Origin of the sequence: Bizionia sp. (assembly GCF_048259285.1) — a bacterium.
Taxonomy (GTDB): Bacteria; Bacteroidota; Bacteroidia; order Flavobacteriales; family Flavobacteriaceae; genus Algorimicrobium; species Algorimicrobium hallyeonense.
In genome coordinates, this window is sequence record NZ_JBLXHU010000002.1 from 71,015 (window position 1) to 97,980 (window position 26,966).

A 26,966-nucleotide genomic window follows, 5' to 3' on the forward strand; every position below is an offset into this window, starting at 1 on the left:
AACTCCATAAAACTACGGTAAAAATTGGCAAACATGGCAAAATATCCAAAATTTACATTTTCAGATAAAAATCTTTAGTAAGTGTTACATAAGCATCTGTGTACTGATGTCTTCCGGTTTCAATGATAAGATTGGTTTTTTCTATCGGTACTTCTGTCCGTGTAAAACTAATTAAACTGCGTTTAATTTCGGCGTCGGGATTTCCTTGAACCCGTGTTAACCGGTTTGGAAATAATTGAAAAGTTGCCGCCAAACTAATAAAACTAGCTTCCGCTTGAAAAGGAATAATAACAGAAAACACACCTGCTGCTGAAAGTAACTTGGCAACACTAGCTAAAAGATGATTAAATGGCATGGCATCTTGAAATCTGGCTGTATCACGCTGATGGTTATCTGTTTTAAAATCTTCGGAATAGAAAGGCGGATTAGAAATGATGAGGTCATATTGGTCGTCAATTTCTTCAACAAATTCCTCTAGAGAAGCGTGGTAACAAAAGAGTCTGTCTGCCCATACAGAGTGTTCAAAATTATCTACACATTGCTCATAAGCGTTATCATCAATTTCAAGTGCATCTATAACTTCTGCGGCACTCCTTTGCGCTAGCATTAATGCTAACACACCTGTTCCTGCTCCAATATCTAGAATAGAGAACGGATGGTGTTTAATAGAAGTCCAAGCGCCCAGTAACACCGCATCCGTACCGATTTTCATGGCGCAACGGTCTTGGTTTATGGTGAACTCTTTAAATTTAAAATTGGACATAAGAATGAATTATAGTTTCATTTGCTAAAATATTCTTAATTGGGAAAATAAGCAGATTTTAATGCTGTAAATTTACCCTTGAATATATTTACTTATGATAGCCCCAACTTTCCCAGATAATGAAAAGCAAAGACAACGTGCTGTAGAGCAGTATAATTTATTAGATACGCTACCTGAAGCAAGTTATGATGAAATTACCGCTTTAGCATCGTTTATAACGGATGCACCTATTTCTTTAATTACACTATTAGACAACGATCGAAATTTTTTCAAATCTGCTCATGGCTTTCCACTTACGGAATCGCCTAGAGATATTTCATTTTGTGGTCATGCAATTATTTCTGACCATCCAATTACAATCATAGAAGATGCGCGCAAGGATATTCGGTTTAAAGATAATCCTTTAGTTACAAATCAAAATGCCGTTTTTTATGCGGGTGTTCCTTTAGTCAATCAAGAAGGTTATAGATTAGGAACCCTTTGTGTTTTTGATACAGAGCCTAAAACACTAAATGAAAAACAAATAATGACCTTAAAGGTTTTGGCTAGTCAGGTCATGCGCTTGTTTGAACAGCAGTTAGTGAATTTAAAATTAGAAAAACTGAAGGAAGAGTTGCTGTTACGTAATGAAAACCTTAAGAAATTTGCTAATGTTGTTAGTCATGATTTAAAGTCGCCCTTGGCAAATATGACCTCTTTAATCGATTTGGTGGAGTCCGATTTTGAAAAGTACGCCTCTCCGGAATCTCTTGAGTATTTGCAGTTGCTAAAGGATTCTTCAAGCTCATTAAGAGATTATATTGATGGTTTATTAATGTTTTATAGTTATTCTGAATTAGGAAGGAGTGGTTCAGAACAATTAAATTTTGAGGCGTTTATGAAGCATATAAAAAACCTTTGTCAAATAGATTCTGAAGAGATTGTATTTAATTACACGAAAAATATTGGGGATATTATTGTAAATAAATCTGCTTTATCACAAATATTAATAAATTTAATTTCCAATGCTGTTAAGTATAATGATAAGCAGCAGACACGGATAGATGTTTCTTTTTCAAAAAATGAAACGAATTATATGTTTGAGGTTAAAGATAACGGACCTGGTATTCCATTAGGCGAGGAAATAGCTGTTTTCGATTTATTTTCAGTTTATGGTGTGGATAAATACAAAAATAAAGGTACCGGGATTGGTTTGGCTACTGTAAAGAAGCTTGTTGAGGGTTTAGGTGGCAATATAAAAGTAACATCGCCAAAAGATGGTGGTTGTATTTTTAGCTTTAATTTAAAACGATTGGATATTTAATCTAAATACAAATCAATTAAACCTTCTGGCGTATCTAATATAATTTCTTTATTAGCTTTATCTACCTTTACAATAAAAGCATCATTCATAGGAATTAAAATTTCAGTACCATCTTTATCAATTTCAAAAAGTGCTTGTGCAGTTGTGTCATTTACAGATGTTACAATTCCAACGGTTCCAAAATTTACATCTCTTACTTGAAATCCAATGATTTCATGGTAGTAAAATTTATCGCCTTCTAATTTTGGTAATAGATCTAATGGTAAATAAATATCGCATTTTATGAGGGAGTCGGCATCGGCTTCTGTGTCCACATCCTCAAAACGCACGCGCAGTAAATCAGATTTATGGAGTTGGGAAGATTCAATAAAAAAGGGCACCAAATTATTACGTAAATCCACAAACATCGCGTCTAGATTTTCATATAAATCAGGTTCATCCGTATCTAATTTTATAAGTAGTTCACCTTTAAAACTATATTTCGATACTATTTTTCCTAAATAAAAACAATCTTCTTTTTTCATATTTATGGTGTTGCCCTTGGATTCCGATGGTTGTCGGGAGGTAGTCTCACAAAACTCTAATAAAATGGATGTAATAAAAAACCCAGACTTATAAAGTCTGGGTTCAAAAGTATAAAAAATTTTGTTTTTTATTCTTCTTCTTTTGAAGCATCTGCTTCAGCAACAGGCGCATCTTCAGTTGCTTCTTCAGCAACCTCTTCTACTACTGGTGTGTTGGCAGCAATACGCGCTTCATTAGTTGCTTTTTCAGCCTCTAATGCTTTTGCTTTTGCTTCAGCTTGAGCAGCAGTTAAACCTTGCGATTTAGCTTCTACCTTACTAGCTTTTTCTTCTAACCAAGCCGTAAATTTAGCTTCAGCTTGCTCTTCTGTTAATGCGCCTTTTCTAACACCACCTGCAAGGTGATTTTTCAACATAGCACCTTTGTAAGATAAAATACCTTTAGCAGTTTCAGTTGGTTGTGCACCATTCTGTAACCATGTAACGGCACCATCAATGTTTAATTCAATAGTTGCTGGGTTGGTGTTTGGATTATAAAAACCTAATTTCTCTAGGTATTTACCATCTCTTTTTGCTCGTGCATCGGCTGCTACGATCCAGTAATAAGGCTTTCCTTTTTTACCGTGTCTTTGTAATCTAATTTTAACTGACATAAAAATTAATTAGTGAGGTTCGCGACCTCGATTATTAATAAGGGTGCAAATATACTATATTTTTTTGAAATTTAAATAGTTATGTAAAATTCTATTTCTTATAATTTTTATTCTATTTTTGAGTTCTCATTTTAGTACAATAAACATAAAATCATGAAAAAATTATTTGTTTTAGCCCTAGCATTTATAACGGTTTTTAGCTGTGGTGATGAAATTGAATTTAATACACCGGCGTTACAAGGTAAAAAAGATGGTGAGCGTTGGAAGGCCTTGTTTTACAACGCTAGCTTTAATGATGCCGGAAAACTCGTTATTACTGGTGGTGATAATTTTGAATCCATTACCCTAAATGTTGCAGACTTGGCTATTGGAAATTATCCGCTTGGCGTTGGTAATTCAAGCTATGCCGAATTCGTAGATGTAGAAGATGTAGCGTATTCCACAAATAATGAACCGGATCCAGATTTTAGTGTGTATCCTCCTGATGGGTTAATTACTATTTCACGTTATGATGCAGCAAATAATACCGTGTCAGGTGAGTTTTATTTTAATGCCTATTCCAATTCTGGATTAAAAACAGTTAATTTTAGTGAAGGGGTATTTTTCGATTTGCCGCTTCCAATAGGATCTGGCACTAGTATCATGTCTTGTGATGATGCGATTGCACAATCTGCAATTGCTAAAGAATTATATGTAAATACACCAACCACTTCAGATGATTATTCAGCAAATTGTAATGCCTATAAGCAAGCCTTAATCAATCAGCAAAATGCCTGTATAGATGCTGACGGTTTAATACAAGCAGAAATAGATACCTTAATTTGTAATGATGACGATGGTGATGGCATTCTGTCTGTAAATGAGGATGAAAATGGTGATGGAGATCTAACAAATGATAATACAGATGGTGATGCGCTTCCTAACTATTTGGATGATGATGACGATGGCGACTCCCTGTTAACCGTGAATGAAGATGTTAATGATAATGGCGATTTGCGAGATGATGATACCGATGGTGATATGATTCCAAATTTCCTAGATAATGATGACGATGGCGATTCTTTAAACACCATTCTTGAGGATGTTAATGGAAATGGCGATGTAAGAGATGATGATACGGATGGTGATACTATTCCAAATTATTTAGATAACGATGATGATGGAGACGGGATTCTTACCATAAATGAAGACGCCAACGGTGATGGCGATGTAACCAATGATGACACGGATGGCGATACTATTCCAGACTATTTAGATGATATGTAAGGTGATTCTCATAAAAAAATTAACAAACGCGGCTATTTAGTCGCGTTTTTTGTTAAAAAGAGCCAATGTTTTAAAGGTTTATGGCTATATACTTGACTTCAGCCCTTATATCCCTTATATTAAAATAGATGTGAAACAATACGCATCTTTAAAAAACCTATTGAAATTTAAATGAAAGCGATATTATGATGAAGTTCACAGAAGAAATTTCAAACAAATTAAACGAATTATTAGTAAAAAATTATGATGCCGAAAAGGGGTACATTAACGCCATGAACAACGTGGATAACCCCGAGATAAAAATGTTTTTCAAGCGAAGAGCTACCGAGCGTAGCCAATTTGCTAAAGAACTTCGAACGGAAATCCTTCAATATGGAGAAATTCCAGAAGATTCAGGAAGTTTTAAAGGTACCATGCACAGAAATTGGATGTCCTTGAAATCAACGTTTACAACCAATGATGCGGAAGCCATTTTAGAAGAGGCTATTCGTGGTGAAAAAGCAAGTTTAGAAGAATATAAAGAGATTCTGAAAGACCGAACCTTACCACCAAGCATAGACTCCTTGTTAATCAAGCATAAAAATGCGATTCAAAGTGCCATAAACACGGAAAAAGTTCATGAAGAATTAGTATCCTAATCGAAATCATAATTATAAGTAATCAACTACAACTTAATTAAATGTAAATTGTAATTGATTCGGAAAGCGCAATTGGAAACGGTTGCGCTTTTTGTTTAGGTTGAAGTCAGTATTTAATGAGTATTGATGTGTTTTGGAGTTCAAATAGGCGAAATATTTACAATTAACCGCAAGTGCACTTCGTTTTTATAATATCTGCAGGTTATAAATTTCAACACAAAATTGTTTATAACTTCATTTTAAAAAAGCATTAATTCTACGTAATTTTATGGTCTCATTTTTTCCAACAAAGTCATAATTTTTTTAGGTGTTTTGAACTGGTTTTAGTTCAGCTTATCTACAAACCATAAACCTTCCACACGGCAGGCAGGCAATTTAACAACAAAGAATAGATGTACTTAATTTTTGATACAGAAACAACAGGTTTACCAAAACGTTGGGATGCACCAATTACCGATACCGATAATTGGCCAAGATGTATTCAAATTGCTTGGCAGTTACATGACGATATGGGAAACTGTATTGATCATCAGGATTATTTAATAAAACCAGATGGTTTCAATATTCCTTATGATGCTGAAAAAATTCACGGAATTTCAACCGAATTAGCGCAAGAACAAGGATTACCTTTGCAGGCTGTTCTAGAGAAGTTTAATGCCGCCTTAAACAAAACAAAATTTGTAGTTGGACAGAACGTGAAATTCGACCTTAATATTATGGGCGCTGAATTTGTTCGGGGTAATCTTGAAAATAAACTACAAGAATTACCCGTTTTAGATACCTGTACAGAACATACGGCTAGTTTATGTCAGTTGCCTGGAGGTCGTTATGGGAAATTTAAATTACCAACATTAACAGAATTACATCAATATTTATTTAATAAACCATTTGCGGAAGCGCACAATGCCACAGCCGATGTGGAAGCAACTACCCGCTGTTTTTTAGAATTAATTAGACGTGAAGAATACACCAAGGAGCAGTTAGATGTTCAACCGGATTATTTTGAAAAATTTTCCAAAGCGAATCCGCAAGAAATTAAACTGATTGGTTTAAAACACATCAATTTAAAACAAGCCAGTGCCAAGATTCGAGAGCAGATTTTAAAAACCCAAGATGATGGTTTATCGGCTCAAGAAATAAAAGAAAATATTTCGGAGTTAAAAGCTGTTGATTTTGTGCATTTACATAATCATTCGCAGTTTTCAATTTTACAATCAACCATTAGTATCCCAAAATTAGTAGCGGCTGCAGCGGAGCATAATATGCCAGCGGTTGCGCTAACGGATCATGCAAACATGATGGGAGCTTTTCATTTTGTAAAAGCGGTTAGCAATCACAACAAAAACATCCAAGCAAAAAATAAAGAAGCTGAAGCGCTAGGTGAACCTGCAAATTTCCAAGAAATAAAACCCATTTTAGGGTGCGAATTTTTTGTGTGTGAAAATCATACCGATAAATCTAGAAAAGATAACGGTTATCAAATTGTATTACTTGCCAAAAATAAAAAAGGCTATCATAATTTAGCCAAGTTATCATCTCATGCTTTTGTTGATGGTTTTTACTATTTACCCCGAATTGATAAAAAGCTCATTCAACAATACAAAGAGGATTTAATTGTCCTTACCGGAAACTTATATGGTGAAGTGCCAAGTAAAGTTTTAAATATCGGTGAAAACCAAGCTGAAGAAGCACTTTTGTGGTGGAAACAAGAATTTGGGGACGATTTGTATATTGAAATTATGCGTCATAATCAGGAGGATGAAAATCGGGTAAATCCGGTTTTAATTGAGTTTTCCAGAAAGCATAATATTAAATTAGTGGCCAGTAATAATACCTATTACGCCAATAAAGAGGATGCGAATGCACATGATATTTTACTTTGTGTAAAAGATGGAGAAAAGCAAGCTACGCCAATAGGTCGCGGCCGTGGTTACCGTTATGGGATGCCTAATCAGGAGTATTATTTTAAGTCGTCCGAAGCTATGAAGGAACTCTTTAAAGATGTTCCCGAAGCCATCAGTAATATTCAGGAAGTCGTTGATAAAGTGGAAGCTTATGAATTAGCACGTGATGTATTATTACCTGCTTTTGATATTCCAGAGGAGTTTAAAGATGCTGCCGATTTAACAGATAACGGCAAGCGTGGAGAAAATGCGTTTCTACGTCATTTAACCTACCAAGGTGCTAAAAAACGCTATGGTGAAGCGCTTTCGGAAGAAGTCACTGAACGTTTAGATTTCGAATTAAGCGTTATTCAAAACACGGGGTATCCAGGGTATTTCTTAATTGTGGAAGATTTTATTCGCGAAGCTAGAAATATGGATGTCTCCGTTGGGCCAGGTCGTGGATCGGCAGCAGGATCGGTGGTTGCTTATTGTTTATGGATTACCAATATTGATCCGTTGAAGTACGACTTACTTTTTGAGCGTTTCTTAAATCCAGATCGTGTAAGTATGCCGGATATCGATATTGATTTTGATGATGAAGGTAGAAGTCGTGTTATGGATTATGTTATTGATAAGTATGGTAGCAGTCAGGTAGCGCAAATTATTACCTATGGCACCATGGCAGCCAAATCCTCTATTCGTGATACTGCACGTGTATTGGATTTGCCACTATTTGATGCCGATAGGATTTCAAAATTAATTCCTACCATGTCCAAGTTGAGTAAGATTTTTGGCATGAGTGAAAAGGAATTAAGCAGTAAATTCCGTGCCGAAGATTTAGAAAAAGTGAACGAGCTTTTAAATATTTCTGAAGGTTCGGACTTACAGGCTGAAACCGTTAATCTTGCGCGAATATTAGAAGGTTCGGTAAGAAATACCGGAATTCATGCCTGTGGTGTTATTATTACACCAGATGATATTACCAAATTCGTTCCCGTGTCCACGGCTAAAGACTCCGATTTATATGTCACCCAATTTGATAACTCGGTTGTTGAAGACGCTGGATTATTAAAAATGGATTTCTTGGGTTTAAAAACGCTAACTTTAATTAAGGATACCGTTAAAATTGTTAAAGCCAAACATGATATTGATTTGGATCCAGATACGTTTCCTTTGGATGATGAAAAAACGTATGAGTTATTTCAACGTGGCGAAACGGTAGGTGTTTTCCAATACGAATCGCCTGGCATGCAAAAACATTTAAAGGAATTAAAACCGACAGTTTTTGAGGATTTAATAGCCATGAATGCCTTGTACAGACCAGGTCCTATGGAATACATACCAAGTTTTACAAAACGTAAACATGGTAAAGAAGATATTGAGTACGATTTACCAGCTATGGAGGAGTACTTAAAAGAAACCTATGGAATTACCGTTTACCAAGAGCAGGTAATGTTATTGTCGCAAAAACTAGCAAATTTTACCAAGGGTGAAGCCGATGTTTTGCGTAAGGCCATGGGTAAAAAGCAAATTGCGGTTTTGGATAAAATGAAACCGAAATTTATTGCCCAAGCCGAAGCTAATGGGCACGATGCTAAAAAATTAGAGAAAATTTGGAAGGATTGGGAAGCCTTTGCAAGCTATGCCTTTAACAAGTCGCATTCCACTTGTTACGCATGGATTGCTTATCAAACTGCTTATTTAAAGGCGCATTATCCAGCTGAATATATGGCAGCTGTATTATCCAATAACATGAATGATATTAAGCAAGTATCGTTTTTTATGGAAGAATGCAAGCGCATGAAACTGGCTGTTTTAGGGCCTGATATTAATGAGAGCTATTATAAATTTTCCGTAAACCAAGATTATGCCGTTCGTTTTGGTATGGGAGCCATAAAAGGTGTGGGTCATGGAGCCGTAATGACCATTGTAGAAAACCGTAAAAAAGATGGTCCGTTTAAATCAATTTTCGATTTTGCCAAACGTATAGATTTACGAGCAGCCAATAAACGGGCTTTTGAAAATTTAGCACTTGCCGGAGGTTTTGATGGGTTTACAGACACGCATCGTGCGCAATATTTCCATGATGATGGTGATGGTATTACCTTTTTAGAAAAAGCGATTAAATATGGCGCCAAACATCAAGAAAATGAAAACTCGGCACAAGTAAGTCTGTTTGGAGAAGCTAGCGATGTGCAAATAGCAGAACCAGAAGTGCCACCTTGTGAGGAATGGGGAACCATGGAAAAATTAGCCCAAGAAAAAGAGGTAGTTGGTATTTATATTTCGGGCCATCCGTTGGATGATTTTAAAATTGAAATGAAAACATTCTGTAATGCGGAATTAGCCTTATTAGAAAATATAGAACCTTATGTAAATCGCGAATTGACTTTTGGTTGTGTGGTAACCGATGTGCAACATCGGGTGAGTAAGCAAGGAAAAGGTTGGGCTATGTTTACGGTTGATGATTACACCAATAGTTTTGAATTCCGAATTTTTGGCGAAGAATATTTAAAGTTCAGGCACTTTTTACTGAAGAACTCTTTTGTACATGTTAAGATTTTTATTCGGGAAGGTTGGATTAAAAAAGATACAGGCGTACGTGGTGAACCGCGAATTCAGTTTAATAGTTTTCAGTTGTTGCACGATGTGATGGACACCTATGCCAAGAAACTTTCCATCCAATTAAATATAACCGATTTAGAAGAGTCGAAAATAAGTCAATTACAGAATTTATTACGCAGTCATGTTGGTGATCATGCCTTAAATTTTATTGTTTACGACAATGAAGAACAGATAAAATTAAAAATGCCGAGTAGAAAACAAAAGGTGCAAATTTCGCAAGAGTTGTTATTAGAATTGGAGCGTAATGATGTGTTTTATAAGTTGAATTAATGTGTCATACGACACGCACTCGAAGAGCTTAAAAGACTTGATTTAAATTATTGAGGATTTCGAAAAGCATAAAGAGTAAAGAAAAAGAGACGAGAATAGTGTAAAGAAAAAAAATCAAGAAGAAAGAAAACAGATTAAGTTCAAAATTTAACAGATGTCTCAATCTTGTAAATTATTTCGCCAAGGAATTGTTTTTATAGCTAAATGTTAGATTTTTTGAACCATGAACCATGTACTTTCAACGTTCGGTTTCCGTGTAAAGGATAGAGTACTTGCTGGAGCTCTCCCGATTTTTTCTTCGGGAAGCGACGTACGAAAGCCTGACGCTTTGTAGTGACAACGGAAAAGGGGTACACCCAAATAGTTAGTATAACTGCAAGTAATGTAGCCATAAACAAAACAAATTGTCAGGTTGTAAGCTTTGGCAGAATTTTTGACTAATATTGCATAGATGTCTGTTTACAGGCAGTTAAAATTGAAGTATAACATATTAAATTTAAATATTATGGCATTAGAAATTACAGATGCAACGTTTGAGGAAACAGTATTAAAGAGTGACAAACCTGTAATGGTTGATTTTTGGGCAGCTTGGTGTGGACCATGTCGTATGGTTGGACCAATTATTGACGAAATTGGCAAGGAATACGAAGGTAAAGCCGTTGTTGGTAAGGTAGATGTTGACGCCAATCAGGAATTTGCTGCCAAATACGGTGTGCGTAACATTCCTACGGTATTAGTTTTTCAAAACGGTGAAGTAGTAGGTCGTCAGGTTGGTGTTGCACAAAAAAGTGCTTACACGGAGGCTATTGACGCGCTTTTATAGACGTATGTAGAAGCTAGAGAATAAAGGCTAGATTCGAGACTAAAAGATAAAATAGAAAAGGTTTGCTGTTATGGCAAACCTTTTTTAGTTTAGGGCTAACGTAGTTTGGGCGTTTCCAGATAATTTTTGGGTGTACAACCCAAATTCTAAATGATTTTTTAAATCTTCCTTTTGGGAAGCTGTCGTTAAAGCGACAATTGGGTTTATGGATTTACAAAACGAATTAAATAAAGCAGGCGGTTTTAAAAACCTAGAATTACTGGCCAAACAGGTGGTAGAAGGATTTGTTGCCGGTATGCATAAAAGTCCGTTTCATGGATTTTCGGCAGAATTTGCCGAGCATAAAATATATAATCAAGGTGAAAGTACGCGTCATATTGATTGGAAGTTGTTTGCTAAAACGGACAAGCTTTTTACCAAGCGCTATGATGATGAAACTAATTTACGCTGTCATTTAATTGTGGATAATAGTAGCTCTATGCATTATCCAGAGTTGAAGGAATACGGTATAGACGCCTTGAATAAAATAGCTTTTTCGGCATTGGCTTCGGCTAGTTTAATGCATATTTTAAAAAAGCAACGTGATGCCGTTGGCTTGAGCATTTATAGTGATAATTACGATTTTTACGCACCTGAAAAAGGAAGTGAGCGCCATCATCACATGTTGTTGCACCAACTCAATACCATGGTGGTAAAGAAGCCTGTGAGTAGAAAAACGGAAACTTTTACTTATTTGCACCAAATAGCAGAAAAGATTCATAGACGTTCATTGATTTTCTTTTTTACAGATATGTTCCAAACAGAAACCGATGACGCGCAATTATTTGACGCTTTACGGCATTTAAAACACAATAAGCATGAAGTCGTCCTGTTTCATGTGTTTGATAAGGAAAAGGAACTGCAATTTGATTTTGACAATGCGCCCAAGCGTTTTATAGATGTAGAAACGGGTGATCATGTTAATTTATACGCGGATCGTATTAAAGAGAACTATGAAACGGCTATTAAAGACTATTTTAAGGATATTCGCTTAAAATGTCAGCAATATCGTATTGCATATGTGGAAGCGGACATTAATAAAGATTTCAATAACATATTGACAACCTATATGATAGCACGGCAAAAGTTTTTATAAATAAAAAAACTTTAAAATTTATTGAAAAAACATTTGACATATTGAAAAAGCTGTTTATATTTGCACCCGCTTGAGAGGTTATTACGCAAGTAAAAAACGGTTAAGCATGCAATAAAGCAACGGTCTGGTAGTTCAGTTGGTTAGAATGTCGCCCTGTCACGGCGAAGGTCGCGGGTTCGAGTCCCGTCCAGACCGCTAATATTGCAGAAAGCTTCAAGAAATTGAAGCTTTTTTTTGCAATAAAACTGCCTAGGTAGTTAAAAATTTAGTTGTGTTGTTTTATCTCGGCAGTAATGTTGAGGTAAATGTAGGATGTTCCCAGTGTTGTTGGGAATACCGATGGAAAGCTTTCCTTTTTTCTTTACAGAAGATTGGGATGCTTTTTTGTTTTGGGATGGTTTGAGATTTTAATATGCTTAATTTTTATACAAACATTTATATCATCTTCAATAGCAAGTGTCTACAGAATTTTAAAGAATTCTTTTGCTTTATATTTTATAAACTCTATTAAATTTTGTAATTTCATAAAGGTATTCTCAAGTAATAGCAAAATATTTTAATAATATCACAAATGTACTGTTAAAATAGTATGGATGCCTACATGAAAAAAAACCCCAGTAGATTAAGTCAGAATGAACTCGCCCAATTATTTCATGACAATACATTGCTATGTTTTTTAAATAGGGAAGGTGAATTTCTGCAAGTAAGTCAACCCTTATGTAAATTTTTGGGCTACCAAGAAAACGAACTTCTATTCAAAAATATAAATTTACTACAGCCTTCATTGTTTAGCGATGACGTTAGAATGGGTTTTTGGGATAGTATTAAAAAGGAAGCGCATTGGAATGGGGTTGTTAATCTCCTTATGTCTGAAGGTAATCGGAAAAACGTTATGTGTAATTTTGTGCGTTTAAAGAATCCAGAAACTGAAAAAGCATATTTTTTTGGTGTTTTCGAACCCAATTCAATGCCTGTTAGTTTTGGAGAATTTACGGCAAATGATATCTGCTTTAATTGGTTTTTTAATAATAGCCCTATAGCAAAATCACTTTTTAGCTTGAAAACATTTCAGTTCGTAGATGTTAATGCGGCTTGGGAGAATTATACAGGATTTAAAAAAGCAGATGTTTTAAATAAAACGCCAAGCAAGCTTAAGATTCATGATATATTTGATTCCAGTTTTATAAAAAAGATACAAGCTAATAAAGACGATTGCATAACCATTGATGAGATAAAATTGAACGTCAGTTCTGGAACGCCTAAATATGCAACCATCACCTTTAAAAAAATTTATATACATAATGAAGTGTTCCTTTTGCAAATTATAACGGATATTACAGATCGGTTACGCTATCAAAAGGAATTAGAAGCCATGTCCCAAAAATCTGTACAAAAAAAGGACGTTATTTTAAAATTAGCAGGATTAGTTGGTGGTGATTTAAGCTATGTTTTTAAGGAAATAACTAGGCTAACTGCTAAAACCATGCGTATTGAGCGCGTTAGTATTTGGCAGTTTGAAGATGAAAATAACATCATTGCTTGCCAAAGTGCTTATAACCTAAAGGAACACGACTACTTTAAGCAAGCAGAATTCAAAGCGCATGACTATCCAAAATACTTCCAATATTTGTTTAAACATAAGACGCTGCGGGTTGATGATGCTATTCATGGTGAACAAACAGAAGAGTTTGCGGAAAGATACTTAAAGCCATTAAATATTACTGCTACTTTAGATGTGCTGATTCAAGGTCACCAAGCGCATTATGGTGTTTTATGTTTTGAGCAAATTGGTTCAAAAGAAGAATGGACCATTGAAGACGAGGAATTTGCAACGTCAATAGCCAATATTATTTCATTAGCAGTTGAATGTGATAAAAGAAATACAGCTGAAATAGAACTCATTAAGTCCAATCAAAAACTAGTGGGATTAAATTTGGAGTTAAAAAACCTACAAAAAAAACTAGAGCAGGAAAACATCTATTTGCGGGAAGAAATTGATTTAGTTTTCAATTATGAAGAAATGGTATATGGCAGTAATTCGTTTAGCCAAGTGCTAACGGATGTTGAACGTGTGGCAACCACTAAGGCAACCGTATTGCTTTTAGGGGAATCAGGAACTGGTAAGGAGCTGTTGGCAAGAGCAATCCATAATATTAGTGATAGAAAAAACAAGCCCTTGATTAAAGTTAATTGTGCGGCTATTCCTAAAGAACTTATTGAGAGTGAGTTGTTTGGTCATAAAAAAGGATCGTTTACAGGTGCTATTAATGATAAACTGGGGAAGTTTCAATTAGCAGATGGTGGTACTTTGTTTTTAGATGAAATAGGCGAATTGCCTATGGATATGCAACCAAAATTACTACGAGCTATTCAGGAGTCGGAGGTAGAACAAATAGGAAGTACTAAAACAGAAAAGGTAGATATTAGGATTATTACCGCTACGAATAGAGATTTAAAGCAGGAGGTAAAAGATAAAAATTTTCGTGAAGATTTATACTTCAGGATAAACGTGTTTCCAATTACTATTCCGCCTTTACGTGAACGCATTGAGGATATTCCAATACTATTGGAGCATTTTGTAAATAAGTATAGTAAACTTTATAATAAAAGTGTCAAATTTATATCTGAAGAAACCAAACGTAATATGCAATCGTATTCCTGGCCTGGAAATATTAGAGAGTTGGAAAATTTGGTGGAAAGAGCTATAATTTTATCTAATAATGAGAAACTAATAATACCCGATTTCAAGTCGTCCGAAAAGAAGGCCTTAATTTCTTCTACAAGTCTGTCTCTCGATGATGTTCAAAGAATTCACATAAAGAAAATATTAAAAGCAACAAATGGGAAAATTGAAGGTGCCGAAGGCGCAGCTGAATTACTTAAAATGAAGCCAAGTACGTTACGAGATAGAATGAAAAAGTTAGGGATTAAAAAATTGTAATAAATCACGATATACCGTGGAACTCCTGTTTATCGAACATTTATCTCGGTTAGCCGTGGCCTTCAAATAGAGTCCTTTTTGTTTCGTATTTTTCTACCAGCTCACTTTCAGTTGTTTAGCGGTTTATTGCAAGGCTATTATTTGTTTGGCATGCATATTGGCATACATAATTTGCATAATGCCCCAAATAATGCAAACCTATGAGTACGTCAATACTAAATCATTCCGAGAAAGTTAAATTTTGGATTGAAAACGAAATTTTGTTCTGTACGTTTAATCAATCAGATTGTTATCTGACCATTGAAGCATCAGAAGCCTATTTAATGAAAATCCAAAAATTAACGGATGGTAAAGCAATGCCTTTACTTATTGATATTCGTAATTTCATTGGTAATTTTTCTCCTAAAGCAGCCAAGTTTTTTGCCGAAAGTCCCATTTTAAAAAGGCATATTATCACACAAGCTTTTGTAGTGGACACATTGCATAGTAAACTGCTTATTGGGTCTTATAAAAGGCTATTTGCACAAGATGCACATGTTCAAATTTTTGGTGAAACGGAATCAGCGTTAGCGTTTTGTATGGAATCTAAAAATAAGTTTGATGTATAAAGCAATAACAAACTTAAATTCCATCATTCAGGTAGAGGCTTTGTTGGAGTCTCTAGATAGCCATCTAATAATTTCTGTTTCGGATGCTTGTGGGAAGTTGGTGTATTGTAATGACAATTTTTCTAAAGTGATGAATGTTTCCAAAAAAGCAGCTGTTGGTCAAATAAACCACTTATTAAAATTACCAATGCAATCTGAAGCCTTTTTGGCTGGTGAAATATGGCGAGGCGTTTTATCTCATAAAAGAGAAAATAATGAGGTTTTTTGGCTAGATACTACTATTGAACCTATAAAGAATGAAAGCGGTGCGATAATAAAATACGTAACAATAAGCAGTGATGTTAGCAATTACTATTGCAAGGGTATAAATAAAAACCCTGTTCATTGTAATGAACAAAAGCTTATTGAAAGTTTCACCCAAGATGTTTTATATATAGATAAGTTTGGAAAGATTATAAATACATCTAAAAGTGCTATGCATAATGCGTACGACAGTATTATTGGTTCAAATATTTATGATTTTGTAAACCCTGCCAATCATAATTATGTAAAGAAACAAGTAAATAAGGTGTTTAATCAAGGCAAGGTCTGTAAATACCAGTCCATGGGTTTGTCATTAAAAGGCAGACAAACTTTTTTTATTTCGAAGTTAAAACCTGTTTTTAATTTGGAGAATGAAATAATGTATGCCACTATAAAAACCAAAAAACATAAAAATAACAATAAGGCATCCATTCAACTAAAAGCTATTGAAACCAAGTACAGCAACATATTTCAATCCATAAATGTGGGTATTTTAGTTGTAGCCAATGGAGTAGGAAATATTATAGAATGGAATAAAGGCGCTGAATTGGCATTTGGATATACTAGCTCTGAAATTATAGGTAAACCATTAACCGTTTTAATTTCTAAAAAACAGGTGGATACAGGTGTTAAGGAATTGCTTAAAGCAAAAGATAAACTGGATAATGATTCCTATGGTGATAATATAGAAATGCTGGGCTTACGAAAAAATGGTGACGAGTTTCCGGTGGAGTTTGCTATGAGTAATTGGCAAAATGGCAAGGATAAATTTTATTGCGCAATCATGCTTGATATTTCTAAACGCAAAAAATTAGAGGAGAAATTAAAACAAACAACCAAAGATTTGGAGCTGTTTTTATACCGTTCTGCGCACGACTTAAAAGCGCCATTAACATCTGCGGAAGGATTACTTCACCTCTTAAAGGAGGAAGAGCTTAACAGCAGAACCAGATTGTTAATTGATATGTTGGACGAAACGTTAGAAAAAGGACGCTTTTTGTTGGACGATTTGGCTTTTGCGTCTATTATTTCAGAAAAACGAAGAGACAATACAATTATAGATTTTGAAAAGAAAATTAATACTGCACTTGTGGCCTTAAAAGGGATAAAGAATTTTGATAATATCACTTTTCATGTGGATATTCAGCAGGAAACTGACTTTTATTTCAATCAGGAATTAATAGATTCTATACTTCAAAACCTAATCCACAATACCATTTGTTTTGCCAAATCTAAAACGAATAAACTGACGCCTACCACGCATATAAATATTATAAGTAGTGATGATGATATAAGTATTTTAGTTTCTGACAATGGTATAGGAATTCGTGAAGATGATATTGATAAAGTATTTGATCTTTATTTTAAAGCAAATAGTGATAATTCTGAAGGAACAGGCCTGGGGCTTTACATTGTTAAGCGTATTGTAGAAGATTTTAATGGCAGTGTAGAGGTTAAAAGTATAATAAATAAAGGCACCACATTTAGGGTGCAATTACCAAATTTAAAAGAAGGGAGCAAAAACAATGATTGAAAATGTAATGTTGATCGATGATAACAAGATAGATCTATTTGTTAATCAAAGAATTATTGAAAAATACAACCCAAATATAAAAACGCGGGTTTTTAATAATGCTATTTCAGCAATTAGTTTTTTTAAGCTGTTGGAATTAAATACCAATATTAAATCTGTAGCTATTCCAGATGTCATTTTGTTAGATATAAATATGCCGGAAATGAATGGGTTTAATTTTTTTAATGAGTTTAAACTTTTAAACTTTATCAATACACGAGCAATAAAAGTATATATGGTGTCATCTTCCATGTGTTCTATGGACATTAATAAAGCGCGAAATGAACCTTATTGTGCTGGTTATATTACCAAGCCGCTGACGGTCAATAAACTAAAAAACGTATTAAATAAATCAGAAAATATAGAACAAAATGAACCTTTTAAAAAAATAATTTAGTATTTTATCTAACCCAAATCTAAACTATAAACAATGAACTTAAAACCTACAATTATGTTCTGTGTTTTACTTTGTGCTTGCTTTTTTGCAAATGCACAAATAGTAAATACAGGAGTGCTTAAAATAAGCACGAATAGCAATGTGTATTTTGAAGAGGAATACACCAATACGGTTGCCGGAAATCATGTTTCCAATGGTAATTTGTATTTGAATAATAGCTTCATTAATCATGGAGCAACCAGTGCCACAGCTGGAACAACCTATTTTAAAAGCGCATCCAACAATTTTTTAAATTTATCCGGAAACGCAGCGAATGCCCATTTTTATAATCTGGAAATTGACATCACACCCGAAGGATTAAAGGGGGTTACCGTTGCAGACGACTTCTTATTGCAAGTAACCAATGCTTTGAATTTAAAAAGTGGCGACTTAAGACTAAAAGGTGAGGCACAACTTGTTCAAGAGCACTCCGGAGTAGATGCTAATACCATTAACTCGGGTAAACTTATTTTAGATCAACAAGGAACCGTTTCACCCTTTCAATATGACTATTGGTCTTCTCCAGTAAACAATAGCGGTATTTTTAGTTTTTTGGGTGGAAAATTTGATGGTGTAGATTCAAGCGTCAATCCTTTTAAGCCTACACAAATATTATTTAATTCTGGTAACCCGTACAATGGGCTTCCTTCCGTAACAGACGGTGGGGGTAATGTTACAACGGCATTAACTATTAATACTAGGTGGCTGTATAAATATGCGCGGGGATCGGGTTCGTATGCAAATTGGATTGCATTAAACAGTACAAGCGTTTTAAATCCGGGAGAAGGTTATACCATGAAAGGTCCAAACTCTATTGGAACGGATCAGAACTATGTATTTTACGGAGCACCAAACAATGGTGACTATCAATTTCCAATTAGCAGTGGTGAAAGCATTTTATTAGGTAATCCCTATCCTTCAGCTTTAGATGCTGACGATTTTATTAATGATAATAGTACCGTTTTAGAATCGCTTCACTTTTGGGTTGATGGTGGATCAACATCACATGTATTATCTGATTATTTAGGGGGTTATGCTACTAGAAATTTAACCGGTGGAACACCACCTTCTATTGCGTCACCGCTTATTGCAGGAATTGGTACTTCTGGAACCGTTACAGAACCTTCGCAATATGTGCCAATTGGAAAAGGATTTTTCATAGATGCCATAGGCTCTGGGACTATTGTTTTTAAAAATTCGCAACGTTTTTTTAAACTAGAATCTTCCAGCAGGCTTTCAAATTCAACACATAATGTAAGTGCCGAAAATCAATACATTCGTCTTGGTTATGAGGATCCAGAAGGATTTCACAGACAATTACTATTAGGGTTTCTTCCTAATTCTCCTGCAGACGAAAATTATAACCCGGGTTATGATGCGCTGCAATACATGTCTCGCGACGATGATATGTTTTTTATTATAGAAAATAATGCAAACAGACGATATGGTATTCAGGGTACAAATAGTTTTGCAGACCACTTGGAGTTTCCAATTGGTTTAATAATTTCTGAAGCAGGATCCCACCGATTGATGTTGGATGCGGCTGAAAATTTCAGCCATACTATTTATTTAAAAGATAATTTGTTGGATACGACCTATAATTTAACGGAAGCCGATTTTGAAATTAATTTGCCAATCGGCGAATATTTAACACGGTATTCTATTGTTTTCCAACCGGCAGAAACCTTAAGTACAAATCATATAGAGTTGGACAAAATAACAGTTTTTTATAATGGCCTTGACCAAATAGTGGTTTCAAACCCGAACAATTTAGAAATTTCAGGTATTGAGGTCTATAATATAATGGGTCAGCATCTTTTATCACTTACAGAAAATCTTGACAATCAACATAAAGTACTAATTCCATTTCATCATAGTACCGGTGTTTACATGGTTGTACTCAAAACAAATAATGCCCAAAAATCTACTAAAATCTTAAAATACTAATTATGAAAACGAAAAAACTACTTTTAAACGCATTTAGCCTAATGGCTCTTTTTTTATTATCAACCACAGGTTTCTCTCAAGTCGGAATCGGAACACTCATGCCAAATGAATCCGCTATGTTGGATGTGGTTTCTACCACTAAAGGTATGCTAACACCACGAATGACATCTGTCGAGCGGCTAGCTATTGCAAACCCAGTAAATGGCTTGTTAGTTTATGATACTTCAGAAAATGCTTTCTATTTCTATAAAGGCAGCACTTGGACAAAATTAGATTCATCCGTTCGGAACAATTATAAGCTCGTGAAATCTGCCGCAGATTTAAGCAGTGAACTTGCAGCAGGAGGTGGTTCTACTTATTTATTAAATTCAAATACATTGTATGAAATTAATGGTACTATAACCTTAACGGCTCCTATTAATTTAAATAGCGCCTATATTTCTGGGTTGGATGCTAATGAGGACGTTTTATTATATGCTGGTGGCACTGTTTTTAAGGGCAGTACTGGTGGTAGTGTTAGAAATCTTACGTTAAAAGGAACTAAAGCTTTTGAGATTACCGGTCCAGGAAGTACAAGCACGGCATCACTTTTGGTTCAAAACACCATAATAGATGGCATGACAAATGTTGGAAGTATTGATGGTTTAGGGTTGTTCTTTGGAAATATTATTCAATTTCTAAACAACGCAAATGGAATTACCTATTCAAACATTGGTAACCTATTACTAAATAATCAAGGGTGGTTTGGAAATAATTCAGGAACGTTTGAAAAATTTACAGGAACCTTTGGTTTAATAGAAAAAGTTAGTGGTTTTAGCACGGTAAGTGGTTCAGCTGTGGCTTTAGATGTCAGTACTACAGGACTTGCAGTAGGAACAGGTGTTTTGCAAGCTACCGTTTTCACAGGTACAACAAGCGCGCCATCTGGATATGTTAAAGGGTATGCTCCTGCACAAACCTATCTTGGATATAATTTCTCTAATGTTTGGACGGTTAGTGCATCAGGTATACCTAGAGAAAGTGATGATGTAGCCACAGGGAATTTATACTATGGCAGTTCTAACGTGGTAAATATTACTAATACAACTGCATTTAAATTACCTGTTAATACCAATTCTATCAGGTTGTTCCGAACGGCTGAAGGTGCGGGTGTGAATAGTGAAAATAGGTTGATATATAAAGGTGAAAGTAGAAGAGCAATTAACGTTTTAGGTGCATTATCTTTTACGGCAACAGGCGGCAGCCGATATGCTTTTTCAGTATTTAAAAATGGGACTAAAGTTGTTGGAAGTGAAGTGGAGGCGGATGTACTGCAAACTAACGCAAGACAATCGGTCTCGATAATTGCTACTGTAGACGTAGTTAAAAATGATTATATTGAAATATATGTTCAAAAATTAACAGGAGGGAATGAACAGTTTTTAACTACAACCTATAACTTAATTGTTAATTAATTTTTTTTAAGGTACTTCTGAAAAATCAATGGGATAAATTATTTATGTATGATCGATTTTATTTCTATTAAAAGTTTGGAATAAATTAGTACTCGGTCCAATTTGGTTTTTAGTTTTTTTTGATAAAAAAGCATTCCTTTTTTCTGAATACGAAGAATGGAATGCTTTTAATTTTTGGTGGTTTGTAGCTTTTTAAAATAAAATTTCCATTTAGGCTGTTAAGTCTTGATATAAAGCTTCAATCCGTCTTAAGTCTGTGGAATTTGTAATGCTTTTCTGTGTATCTTGATACAGTAGTTTTGCTTCTGCTACAAGGGCATCATGATATTCTGGCAAATGAGCTTCTTGCAGTAATAAATATTTAAACATGATAAATAGCTTCTGAATACATGTCATATCATGCTTGCAATAGGTACGATAAGACACCATAACTTGATAAATTAACTCTTTAAAATTAGTGGTTGTTACGTCAATAAGTGGTTCGTTATCAGATGTAATGATGGTCTTGTCATTTTTTTTAAGGCGTAAAGCAAATAATTCTGTTAGATAATCAATGGTGCTAATGGCTGTCCCTGGATCGTTAATGCCTGGAGACATTGCTTTCATGCCAATTTCTGTAATTTGCTTAAAAGCCAGTGCATAATTATCTTCTACAAATTCACCTTTCGCAAAATTGAAATTTGATAATATGTCTTTTACTAATGCGTCATCTATATCTTTACTTACTTGTATAATTGGAACGCCTTTCAAAACAAAAACGCCTTGGATTGGCAAGATTTTTAATTGAATAGATTCTTCTTGACAAATATCTACCAAATTTGGAATAGCAATATTTTGAAAATAACCCGTTTCGGAACTAAAATAAGAGGTCCATTCCGATGCGTCAGGAAATGACGGTGCTGTTTCAGACTCTTTTTCTAATAGGTATTCTAATCGGGATTTAGCTTTTTTGTAAATGCCATCTAAAATATTATTAACCTGAATAGATTGAGATATAGAATGTATAAAATATAGAAAACTACCTAAACACACTACCGTTAGAATAATACCAATAAGCACGGAAAATCCTGGCAATTGATATTTGTCATTTTCCAAAGGATTAATACCAACCAACGTGAAGGTGTTGTATAAAATGGTGGCTAAATAGATACCTAATACATATTGGTGGTTTCTATTGGATATTAAGCCGGGTAAAACACGAGGTGAGAAATTACTAGAAGCTTGGTTCAATAAAACCATTACCATGGAAAAACTAAAAACCATGATAGATATAATGCCGCCTGTTAAAAAACTTAAAAGTGTTTTAGCGGTATCCGCATTATTTATAACTAATTGTGGTATGTGCTCAATTATATAAGCTGAAATACCTTCCTTTTCTAAAAAGAGCATCAGCATAGCGAAGCTAAAACCAAATATGCTAAATAACGTTGGGTAAAAGGCAATTTTACCTTGAATGGTGTTTATAAAACTAATAAACCTATTGTAAAGTGATTTCATATGCTAATTTGACGCTACAAGTTAGTTACAATTTAGTTTATAATAAAATAAAGAATTGCAAACGTTTTTTCTTACAAATTGAAGAAGTTTTACCATATTTATTAACAATTTATTGTAAGAAAAAGACTCGAAATGTGGTTTTAGTCGATAAAATATTACGTTTAATCGTGTTTTTACTTTATTTTTAATATATTGTATTACTTTTACAGTCCTTAAATAAGTCCCTAAATCGGTTTTTTCAGCTTATTAAGGTTAATTATTCCATTTTTGAGACACGATGTGTCTTTTCCCTCATGTTTACATTTTATAGTTTGTAGCATTTTTATGTTGCAACATAATTTAAGGTTATTAATCCATCATCCCTCGACAGTGATTTTTAAACTAACTAAAATTTAATAGTAAATAATTTAACCCTAAATACCCTAACATGAAAACCCTTAAAATTACTTTAGTAGCAGCTATTTTTTGTATGACACTTACAGGTCTAACAATTCAAAAAGAAACAACCAATCCAACCAATGAGGAGCAAGTTTCTCAAAAAGAAGATTTCACCTATGCTTTTCAAACGAAAAGACATGTGAAAAAAGGAAAGGAACTTCCAAGCAACGGATAAAAAAAACTACATTATATTGATAAAACCCTCTAAAATAGAGGGTTTTCTTTGTTTTCCATATTCATTACAGACTTATATGGGTTACGAGGCTATTGGTGTCAGAAAAAATTATAAATTTGAGTAGACTTGAAGCGCTATTATGTTTTTAAAAAAAACACCTTTCTTTTTTGCCATCTTTTTTTGCTCATTTTTATATGCGCAACAAGTTTCTGAAAATAAACTTTTAGACAGTGTTAACCACTATCGCGTATTATCCAATAATGATGCTTATGACTTGGATCAGCGTGTCAGCTTTATAAAAAAAGCCATAGTATTTTCAGAGAAAGTAGGTCGAGATACAACCATTTTAAAATCTAAACGCCAATTAGCCACTTTATATTTGCGTCAGTTTGAGTTGGATTCGCTATACCACATAAACCATGAAAACCTCAAGCTTGCCAATAAAGTTAAAGATACATTGGCATTAGCCTATATTAATAATGTGTTTGGTTGGTACCATTCAGAAAAATTTCAAACAGATAGTTCGTATACCTATTACTACAATGCCTCTAAATATTTTGATGCACTGAATATGGTTAAAGATCAAGCTAGCGCTGTAACTTCTATGGCAAATATTCAGTTTGAAGAGCGCGATTATGTAGGGTGTGAAAGCAATGCCTTTAAAGCTATTCGTTTATATCAAACTATGCCTAAAAATGAGTATGTTTTAGGGAATTTATGGGGCTTATATAATCTAGTTGCCATTGCCTCTGATGAACTAAAGCAATTTGATAAAGCCATTGAATACCACAACAAAGCTTTATCCTTTAGTGATAAAATTAAAGATAATTTTCTCTATACATTATACTCTAAAAGTAATATAGCCCTTATATATAAAGAGCTCAATCAGTTTGATAAAAGTTTGGCTATTTATGAAGAGTTGTTTGAAAATGAAAATGTCTTACAGCAAGAGCCTGCAAATTATGCGCTTATTTTGGGGGATTATGCACTCTTAAAACATAAAAATGGTGCTTCTAATTCTTCAGAGATTAAAAGAATGTTGCATGAAGCGTACCGCATTAGTGATAGTCTGAATAGCGAGTTAAGTCGTATGTCGGTTGCTTTAAATACTTCTGAATTTTATTTAGATGAAGGCATTCTGGACACCGCTTTAAATTATGCAAATATTGCCTATACTCGAGGAAAAGAATCATTAATAAACGATGTTACTTTAAATGCCTTATTGCTCAAATCAAAAATTGAAAGCCCGGAACAAGCTGTAAACTATTTAAATGAATACATTCATCTAAATGATAGTTTAGTAAACAAAGAACGGGCTATTCGTAATAAATTTGCGCGCATAGAATTTGAAACCGAGCAAGTAGAACTTGAAAATCAACAAATTTCTCGAGAACGCTTATGGCTCATGATATTGTCTGCGGGTTTATTAATTACATTTGTGTTAGTATATATAATTGTTACCCAACGCGCTAAAAACAAGGAGTTAAGGCTTGTGCAGCAGCAACAGGAAGCCAATGAGGAAATTTATAACCTCATGCTTTCACAACAGGATAAAGTGGATGAAGCACGAACCAATGAGAAAAAGCGTATCTCTCAAGATTTACATGATGGTATTCTAGGACGCCTTTTTGGAACCCGATTAAGCCTAGATAGTTTGAATATGATTTCTACAGAGGAGGCTATTCAAACGCGGGAAAACTATATCCTAGAATTAAAAACAATTGAACAAGATATCCGTGACGTTTCACATGAATTAAATACCGATTTTATATCCAAATCTGGTTATCCTGATATTATTGAAACCCTAATAGCGGCACAGACCAAAGCACATAAATTAACCTATTCACTATTTAGTGATACGGACATTTCTTGGGAAGATATTTCCAATAAAACCAAAATTCATATTTATCGAATGTTACAGGAGTCACTTCAAAATATCTTTAAACATGCCAATGCCAATCGTGTAGATATTAGTTTTAATATGAAAAAAAATGTAATTTGGTTGCAAATTGCTGATGATGGGTCTGGCTTTGATTCGCAAAAAGCGAAGAAAGGTATTGGTTTAAAAAATATGAATTCACGCGTTTCAGAATTTAATGGTGAATTGGATATTGTTTCTGAAAAAGATAATGGCACAACAATTACAATTAAAATCCCAATCTAACCTAACCTAAACTTATAACTAAAATGGAAGAGACTATTCGTATTTTAATGACAGACGATCACCCAATTATTATTGAAGGCTATCAAAACACATTACTTGCGACTAAGAAAGAAAATCAAACGCTAAAAATTGATATTGCTAATAACTGCGACGAATCTGTCAATTTTATGCAGCAAGCAATAGATAAGGAAATGCCTTATCATATTTTATTTATGGATATAAGTTTGCCACCATCTAAAGATGGCGAGTTTACATCTGGTGAAGATTTAGCAAAATATGCTAGACGTATGATGCCGAACAGCAAAATCATTATGCTTACCATGTTTAATGAACCTTACCGAATACATAATATTATAAAGGATATTGATCCCGAAGGCTTTTTAATAAAAAGCGATTTAACTTCACGAGAGCTAGCCAGTGCATTTCAGAAAGTACTTTATAAACCTCCTTTTTACAGTTCTACAGTTAGTACCACCATCCGAAAAACAATTACAAACGATATTAAATTGGATGATATAGACAGAAAAATACTGTATCTACTCTCGCAAGGCACTCGAACAAAAAGCTTAAAAGATCATTTTGATATATCCTTAAGTGCGATAGAAAAGCGTAAAAAAAACCTGAAAATTATTTTTGATGTCACTGATGGTAGTGATGAAAACTTATTATCTGTGGCTAAAAACGCAGGTTTTATTTAGTGTTTAGTTCCGGGTTGTGTTAAAAAAGCACATTTTTTCATTTATTTTTCATCTTACAGCTCTTACTATAGCTAACAATTACGGTTTTCCCGTAAAGGGGTTGTGGTTTTCCCGCAACAAGAAGTTAATTGTTATAGTTACATTTGAATATCAACGACAAATTAATCCCTCATAAAATAAATTTGTTGAATTAATAGCATTTACACTAACCTCGTGGTTTTTCATTTTTTAAATTGGAAGCCATGAGGTTTCTTCATTTTAAAATGAAAAGATTATAGCTTTATAATCCCAAACCGTCCACAGAAAGAAGCCTAAATAAACTATAGCTACAATAAATTTGATAAAGGTTCCTGCTAAAAATCCTAAAAAGGAACCAAATGCGGCTTTTACGGCTATTTTGGAATCTGCTTTATTAATCATTTCGCCTATAAATGCGCCTAGAAAAGGCCAAATAATAATACCAAATGGCCCAAAAACTGGAAAAACAATAGCAACAACAAGTCCTAAAGTAGTGCCAATAACTCCCTTTTTACTACCACCAAAACGCTTGGTTCCCATGGCTGGAATAATATAATCTAAGGCAAAAACAATTAATGCTACGGCTAATGTAACTCCTAAAAACCACCAATCATTTGGGATGGCCTTGGTTAAATAAAGGAGGAGTAGGCCAATCCAACTTAATGGCGGTCCCGGCAAAATGGGTAAAAAACTTCCTGCTATGCCTACCAGCATAAAAATAAAGCCTAATACAACTAATAATATGTCCATATATTTTTCTTGTTAGACGAAGATAGCTAAAGAATGTTACAATTTATTAACTATAAAATTAGTTTAAACTAAATATTT

The 26,966-nt window shown here is 34.2% G+C and carries 20 protein-coding genes and 1 tRNA gene; 16 read left to right on the forward strand and 5 right to left on the reverse strand.

What is annotated here, in order from left to right:
• Window positions 1-52: 52 nt before the first annotated feature.
• Window positions 53-763: a tRNA1(Val) (adenine(37)-N6)-methyltransferase gene (locus ACN0QX_RS01310; protein WP_417195121.1), complete on the reverse strand. Its 711-nt coding sequence runs from the start codon at window positions 761-763 to the stop codon at window positions 53-55.
• 94 nt (window positions 764-857) lie between these two features.
• Between ACN0QX_RS01310 and ACN0QX_RS01315 the strand changes: the two genes are divergently transcribed.
• On the forward strand, window positions 858-2,066 hold the full coding sequence (locus ACN0QX_RS01315; RefSeq protein WP_417195122.1) for an ATP-binding protein: 1,209 nt from the start codon (window positions 858-860) through the stop codon (window positions 2,064-2,066).
• Here the strand turns inward: ACN0QX_RS01315 and rimM are convergent.
• Together rimM and ACN0QX_RS01325 are read right to left on the reverse strand one after the other, a co-directional pair.
• Window positions 2,063-2,590: a ribosome maturation factor RimM gene (gene rimM / locus ACN0QX_RS01320; RefSeq protein ID WP_248396197.1), complete on the reverse strand. Its 528-nt coding sequence runs from the start codon at window positions 2,588-2,590 to the stop codon at window positions 2,063-2,065. The genes ACN0QX_RS01315 and rimM overlap by 4 nt on opposite strands.
• A 128-nt stretch (window positions 2,591-2,718) precedes the next feature.
• Window positions 2,719-3,243: a 30S ribosomal protein S16 gene (locus tag ACN0QX_RS01325; protein WP_248396194.1), complete on the reverse strand. Its 525-nt coding sequence runs from the start codon at window positions 3,241-3,243 to the stop codon at window positions 2,719-2,721.
• Between the two features lie 153 nt (window positions 3,244-3,396).
• Between ACN0QX_RS01325 and ACN0QX_RS01330 the strand changes: the two genes are divergently transcribed.
• The 12 genes from ACN0QX_RS01330 (at window position 3,397) to ACN0QX_RS01385 (ending at window position 21,148) form a co-directional block, all read left to right on the forward strand.
• Entirely contained in the window at window positions 3,397-4,509 is a 1,113-nt protein-coding gene (locus ACN0QX_RS01330) for a DUF6252 family protein (RefSeq protein ID WP_417195123.1), read from the forward strand.
• Between the two features lie 188 nt (window positions 4,510-4,697).
• Window positions 4,698-5,147, forward strand: coding sequence for a ferritin-like domain-containing protein (locus tag ACN0QX_RS01335; protein WP_248400654.1), 450 nt, complete (start codon window positions 4,698-4,700; stop codon window positions 5,145-5,147).
• Between the two features lie 392 nt (window positions 5,148-5,539).
• Window positions 5,540-9,928 carry a DNA polymerase III subunit alpha gene (gene dnaE, locus ACN0QX_RS01340; RefSeq protein WP_417195124.1) on the forward strand — a complete coding sequence of 1,463 codons (4,389 nt, stop codon included), beginning with the start codon at window positions 5,540-5,542 and terminating at the stop codon, window positions 9,926-9,928.
• 505 nt (window positions 9,929-10,433) lie between these two features.
• Complete coding sequence (trxA, locus tag ACN0QX_RS01345) at window positions 10,434-10,751, forward strand: thioredoxin (RefSeq protein WP_066250841.1); 318 nt, start codon at window positions 10,434-10,436, stop codon at window positions 10,749-10,751.
• A 205-nt stretch (window positions 10,752-10,956) separates the two neighbouring features.
• On the forward strand, window positions 10,957-11,886 hold the full coding sequence (locus ACN0QX_RS01350; RefSeq protein WP_248396186.1) for a DUF58 domain-containing protein: 930 nt from the start codon (window positions 10,957-10,959) through the stop codon (window positions 11,884-11,886).
• 121 nt (window positions 11,887-12,007) lie between these two features.
• Window positions 12,008-12,081 (forward strand) — tRNA-Asp (locus ACN0QX_RS01355).
• Between the two features lie 406 nt (window positions 12,082-12,487).
• Window positions 12,488-14,827, forward strand: a complete 2,340-nt coding sequence (locus ACN0QX_RS01360; RefSeq protein ID WP_417195125.1) for a sigma 54-interacting transcriptional regulator — start codon at window positions 12,488-12,490, stop codon at window positions 14,825-14,827.
• A gap of 200 nt (window positions 14,828-15,027) precedes the next feature.
• A complete protein-coding gene (locus ACN0QX_RS01365; protein WP_248396181.1) occupies window positions 15,028-15,435 on the forward strand; it encodes a hypothetical protein in 408 nt (135 codons plus the stop codon).
• Window positions 15,428-17,272, forward strand: a complete 1,845-nt coding sequence (locus ACN0QX_RS01370; RefSeq protein WP_417195126.1) for a PAS domain-containing protein — start codon at window positions 15,428-15,430, stop codon at window positions 17,270-17,272. The genes ACN0QX_RS01365 and ACN0QX_RS01370 overlap by 8 nt, the downstream gene beginning before the upstream one ends.
• On the forward strand, window positions 17,265-17,708 hold the full coding sequence (locus tag ACN0QX_RS01375; protein ID WP_248396177.1) for a response regulator: 444 nt from the start codon (window positions 17,265-17,267) through the stop codon (window positions 17,706-17,708). Before ACN0QX_RS01370 ends, ACN0QX_RS01375 begins: the two co-directional genes overlap by 8 nt.
• A gap of 54 nt (window positions 17,709-17,762) precedes the next feature.
• A complete protein-coding gene (locus ACN0QX_RS01380) occupies window positions 17,763-19,694 on the forward strand; it encodes a T9SS type A sorting domain-containing protein (protein WP_417195127.1) in 1,932 nt (643 codons plus the stop codon).
• A gap of 2 nt (window positions 19,695-19,696) precedes the next feature.
• On the forward strand, window positions 19,697-21,148 hold the full coding sequence (locus ACN0QX_RS01385; protein ID WP_417195128.1) for a hypothetical protein: 1,452 nt from the start codon (window positions 19,697-19,699) through the stop codon (window positions 21,146-21,148).
• A 210-nt stretch (window positions 21,149-21,358) separates the two neighbouring features.
• On the opposite strand, the gene ACN0QX_RS01390 is transcribed toward ACN0QX_RS01385, so the two are convergent.
• Window positions 21,359-22,645: a DUF2254 domain-containing protein gene (locus ACN0QX_RS01390; RefSeq protein WP_417195129.1), complete on the reverse strand. Its 1,287-nt coding sequence runs from the start codon at window positions 22,643-22,645 to the stop codon at window positions 21,359-21,361.
• Window positions 22,646-23,072: 427 nt separating this feature from the next.
• Between ACN0QX_RS01390 and ACN0QX_RS01395 the strand changes: the two genes are divergently transcribed.
• From ACN0QX_RS01395 to ACN0QX_RS01405, 3 genes are all read left to right on the forward strand, one after another.
• Window positions 23,073-23,258: a hypothetical protein gene (locus ACN0QX_RS01395; RefSeq protein ID WP_248396166.1), complete on the forward strand. Its 186-nt coding sequence runs from the start codon at window positions 23,073-23,075 to the stop codon at window positions 23,256-23,258.
• Window positions 23,259-23,397: 139 nt separating this feature from the next.
• The gene (locus ACN0QX_RS01400; RefSeq protein WP_417195130.1) at window positions 23,398-25,422 is read left to right on the forward strand and encodes an ATP-binding protein; all 2,025 of its coding nucleotides are present in this window, start codon (window positions 23,398-23,400) and stop codon (window positions 25,420-25,422) included.
• A 23-nt stretch (window positions 25,423-25,445) separates the two neighbouring features.
• Entirely contained in the window at window positions 25,446-26,120 is a 675-nt protein-coding gene (locus ACN0QX_RS01405) for a DNA-binding response regulator (protein WP_376858096.1), read from the forward strand.
• A 258-nt stretch (window positions 26,121-26,378) separates the two neighbouring features.
• On the opposite strand, the gene ACN0QX_RS01410 is transcribed toward ACN0QX_RS01405, so the two are convergent.
• Window positions 26,379-26,888 carry a DUF456 domain-containing protein gene (locus tag ACN0QX_RS01410; RefSeq protein ID WP_417195131.1) on the reverse strand — a complete coding sequence of 170 codons (510 nt, stop codon included), beginning with the start codon at window positions 26,886-26,888 and terminating at the stop codon, window positions 26,379-26,381.
• Window positions 26,889-26,966: the final 78 nt, after the last annotated feature.